This window comes from Morganella sp. HMSC11D09, assembly GCF_001807955.1.
In the GTDB taxonomy this organism is placed as follows: Bacteria; Pseudomonadota; Gammaproteobacteria; order Enterobacterales; family Enterobacteriaceae; genus Morganella; species Morganella morganii.
Window position 1 is genome coordinate 1 of sequence record NZ_KV791658.1, and the last position, 3,256, is coordinate 3,256.

The following is a 3,256-nucleotide window of genomic DNA, read 5'->3' on the forward strand; positions in this document are numbered from 1 at the left end:
CACTTCCTGTGAGGTGTTGCTGTGTTGAAAAATGTTCCAGCACATATCCGGAACGGGCTAAATTGTGTAAAGAGCGGTGGTGTTACTGTTTTTTGCTATGGACTAATTCTTCAAATGGAATGCCAAGCAACTGGTTAATTTCTTTGTACCTGGCTGGCGGGATATAACCCTTTTGTTCCCACTGCCTAACTGCCTGATCGCTAATTTTGAGCAACTTAGCCAGTGCAGGGACGCCGCCTGCTTTTTTGATGGCAGTATCTAATCCGTTCATAGTGTTTTCCCTTTTACTGATTAACACAAGAATAATACAAGCAATACTTTATTTAAGCAAGCGCAACTTGCTGGAACGCTAAAAGCTATGCTTGTATATTGAAGGCATGAAAACTATGCATGACAGAATCAAGCAAGCGAGACTTGCGAAAAAAATGACCCAAGCAGAGCTGGCGGAAAAGGTTGGCGTTACTCCCCAATCCGTTCAGCAGTGGGAGAGCGTTACTGAGCCAAAGAAAAACCGAGTGGTTAAAATTGCGGAAATACTAGGTGTTGAGGCTAATTGGTTGCTTTTTGGATCCGATACCCGAGACGGAATACCTGTAAAAGACTTCAAGCCAAGAGAAGTGGCTGAATGGGATAGCAGTACGCCTCTTGATGACGACGAGGTTGAGGTGCCGTATTACAAAAGCATAGAGCTTGCCGCCGGTAATGGATGCAATGGCGGGAGCGATAATAACGGCTATAAACTCCGCTTCTCTCGCTCGACACTTCGTCGCTATGGCATTTCACCGAAAGATGTAGCTTCGTTTCCTGTGCATGGTGAGAGCATGTCGCCGGTGATCCCGAACGGTACTACCGTATTCGTTAACTGCGGCGATAAGACCATTGTTGATGGTGGGATTTACTTCATTGAGCAGGACGGCCTGTTGCGGATTAAGCAGCTACTGCGCCAGCCGGGAAAACTGATCATTCGCAGCTATAACTCAATCGACTTCCCGGATGAAGAAGCTGACCCGACGACGGTAAAAATCGTGGGCAGGGTCTTCAACTGGTCTGTGATGGCGTATTAGTCACAGTGGCCTGACGACACGTTTTAGGGTGTGGTTTAATCCTATATTTCTTAAGAACTGTTTCCAGTAACAGATTTGAAAAGTGACTGATATGAGAAAAGAAAAAATAAATTTACTCTACCCTACGCTGATAAAGCCAGGTCTTGCTATATCGCATTTTATGCCACCTGACCCTATTTTTTTTGTTGAAAATTACCCTTCTTCATGTTCGTTCTACCTAACATCTGTGATGTATTGTGAAAGCAATAAAAAATATGTCACTGAACTTGACGTTTTTTTCGATGGAATTTCGGTTTTGGGCAGCAGCAAGCAAGACAATAACTCAATGGAAACATTTATGTTTAGCCGGATTGATCAGAAATCAAATATGATTGGGTCATCGCTATATGTTAAAAATGTCACCATTGAAAAACCAGGGTCTTATGATGTTTCCTTCAAACTTTATGAAGACATTAATGGAGAGCTCAGTGATGTCTTAGACGAGAAAACGTGTTCATTTATCTCCGCTACACCGATGAGGGATTGATGGTGACCAGAAGACTTTATATTGTTCCAACAGACGGAAGCGCTGTTGAAAAAAAAGTAAGTTCACCTCATAATTCATTTAGCGATGGAGATGACGGGGGTAGTGATATGCTTGAAAGAGTTAAAAAACTTGAATCTCAGGTTGCCTCTTTAGTGACTGATGTTGCAGTAATAAAGTCAAATTATGCAACAAAAGCTGATGTATCCACATCAGCAAACAAAATTATTTTATGGGTGGTTGGTGCGGTAATTTTTTCCCAGTTACTACCCGCAATGCCACACATAATTTCCGCCCTAACCAAATAGGCCCTCCCCGCGAGGGCTTTTTTGTGCCTGTAATTCCCCCGCCTGTGTGATCTGCGTCCAATCGTGACGATTTTTTGAAAATAAATTGGCTGTAAAATCAAGCAAATAACAAGCGATATTGGAATTACTATAAAATTAAACACAAGTAACTCTTGTTTTGATAAAGCAATGCTTGTATAGTTATTCCATCAACGGCACGGAGCCAAAGATAAAACGGATTTAGCTCTTTAATAATCGGGAACCTGATCTGAATAAGTGTCAGATCACCACTGAGTGGTTTTTGGGGTGTAGTGCAAATCATCCGGAAGAGTCAAGCGCACAGCAAAAGCGAGCGTAGCACCGGCAGACGCGGGTAATGCCGACTGAAACAATTGACGCAGCACTACACCACCAAAAATTACTCAGGAGGCAATATGGCAACAATTACTGTTATTCCAAAGAAAGACAACGCGAAGAACCGCCGGTTAGCAAAGCAAATGGCGTTCTGGGACAGAAAGCGTGAGGAGTATGCAGCGAAGCCTAAAAGCCGCTCAGTGGAGGAAATTTTTGACTCAGTGTTTGCGCCAGCGAAAGAAGAACGTCCGGTGCTGACACTGAAACCAACACAGTATTACCCATCCGGTGATAACTGCTGCTTACCTAAAGTGGCAATTTTCAGCGGAGTTAAGACCAGACAACCGAAAGGTGATTTCGGGATTACAGTGCGAGCATGACCTGTTGTGTGAGCACTACAGCAAGGGGATAGACATGACAACTACTCAACTATATGCACAAGAGTGCAAACAGTCTCAGCGTAAATATATGGCAATGGCAAAGGCTGACCGGTCATTTCCGGAGGCAAGAAAGCTGGCGGTAGATATGGCGCTGCTAAATCGCAAACACGCCCGTGAATGGTCAGGATTGCCTGTGTGAGCGCAGATACTAATTATAGCCCATTCGGTGAGTGGGCTATGGTGAGTTAATAACAGGAGATGGATATGAAGTGCAGCAACAAGTACTGCAATGACGGCATTGAGTTTAGCATTTGCTGCCCAGGAATAGACTGCGGATGCATGGGTCAACCGGTAGCGGCAACAAACTGCAAAGAATGTAACAAAGAGAACAGACCGCCGACGGATAAGCGCGTTCTTGATTTGCTGAATTGCGTCGAGTGGCTTGGCGACTGACAGCCCGGAAAGACGGGCATCCAGTCAGTATTGGGATTGGTGAATGCGCAGACTGATGCGCTGAGACGTCAAGCGTGAATTGCCCAGCGTCGGGGTAGCGGTAACCGGTCAGGCGGATGCGGCGTTATGTCTATGCGGTTGAAACACGCAATGCAGGAGTTCAGCACCTGCCACCAATCACCAATACTGACTAAG

The 3,256-nt window shown here is 44.9% G+C and carries 6 protein-coding genes; 5 read left to right on the top strand and 1 reads right to left on the bottom strand.

Features of this window, described 5'->3' with window-relative positions; genetic code table 11:
• Window positions 1-82: 82 nt before the first annotated feature.
• Window positions 83-271 carry a Cro/CI family transcriptional regulator gene (locus tag HMPREF3119_RS02140; protein ID WP_024473570.1) on the bottom strand — a complete coding sequence of 63 codons (189 nt, stop codon included), beginning with the start codon at window positions 269-271 and terminating at the stop codon, window positions 83-85.
• A 115-nt stretch (window positions 272-386) separates the two neighbouring features.
• Here HMPREF3119_RS02140 and HMPREF3119_RS02145 point away from each other — a divergent pair, with 115 nt between their 5' ends.
• The 5 genes from HMPREF3119_RS02145 (at window position 387) to HMPREF3119_RS19320 (ending at window position 2,807) form a co-directional block, all read left to right on the top strand.
• Entirely contained in the window at window positions 387-1,064 is a 678-nt protein-coding gene (locus HMPREF3119_RS02145; protein WP_235282610.1) for an XRE family transcriptional regulator, read from the top strand.
• A gap of 91 nt (window positions 1,065-1,155) precedes the next feature.
• Window positions 1,156-1,590 carry a hypothetical protein gene (locus HMPREF3119_RS02150; RefSeq protein WP_139144827.1) on the top strand — a complete coding sequence of 145 codons (435 nt, stop codon included), beginning with the start codon at window positions 1,156-1,158 and terminating at the stop codon, window positions 1,588-1,590.
• Window positions 1,590-1,895, top strand: coding sequence for a hypothetical protein (locus tag HMPREF3119_RS02155; RefSeq protein WP_070578239.1), 306 nt, complete (start codon window positions 1,590-1,592; stop codon window positions 1,893-1,895). The genes HMPREF3119_RS02150 and HMPREF3119_RS02155 overlap by 1 nt, the downstream gene beginning before the upstream one ends.
• A 413-nt stretch (window positions 1,896-2,308) precedes the next feature.
• The gene (locus HMPREF3119_RS02160) at window positions 2,309-2,608 is read left to right on the top strand and encodes a hypothetical protein (RefSeq protein WP_070578242.1); all 300 of its coding nucleotides are present in this window, start codon (window positions 2,309-2,311) and stop codon (window positions 2,606-2,608) included.
• Between the two features lie 34 nt (window positions 2,609-2,642).
• A complete protein-coding gene (locus HMPREF3119_RS19320) occupies window positions 2,643-2,807 on the top strand; it encodes a hypothetical protein (RefSeq protein ID WP_159298450.1) in 165 nt (54 codons plus the stop codon).
• Window positions 2,808-3,256 lie beyond the last annotated feature (449 nt).

Excerpts from the sequence above, each read along its gene's own strand:
- HMPREF3119_RS19320 (WP_159298450.1), top strand. The coding sequence starts at position 2,643 with ATGACAACTACTCAACTATATGCACAAGAGTGCAAACAGTCTCAGCGT.
- HMPREF3119_RS02140 (WP_024473570.1), bottom strand. The coding sequence starts at position 271 with ATGAACGGATTAGATACTGCCATCAAAAAAGCAGGCGGCGTCCCTGCA.
- HMPREF3119_RS02145 (WP_235282610.1), top strand. The coding sequence starts at position 387 with ATGCATGACAGAATCAAGCAAGCGAGACTTGCGAAAAAAATGACCCAA.
- HMPREF3119_RS02155 (WP_070578239.1), top strand. The coding sequence starts at position 1,590 with ATGGTGACCAGAAGACTTTATATTGTTCCAACAGACGGAAGCGCTGTT.
- HMPREF3119_RS02150 (WP_139144827.1), top strand. The coding sequence starts at position 1,156 with ATGAGAAAAGAAAAAATAAATTTACTCTACCCTACGCTGATAAAGCCA.
- HMPREF3119_RS02160 (WP_070578242.1), top strand. The coding sequence starts at position 2,309 with ATGGCAACAATTACTGTTATTCCAAAGAAAGACAACGCGAAGAACCGC.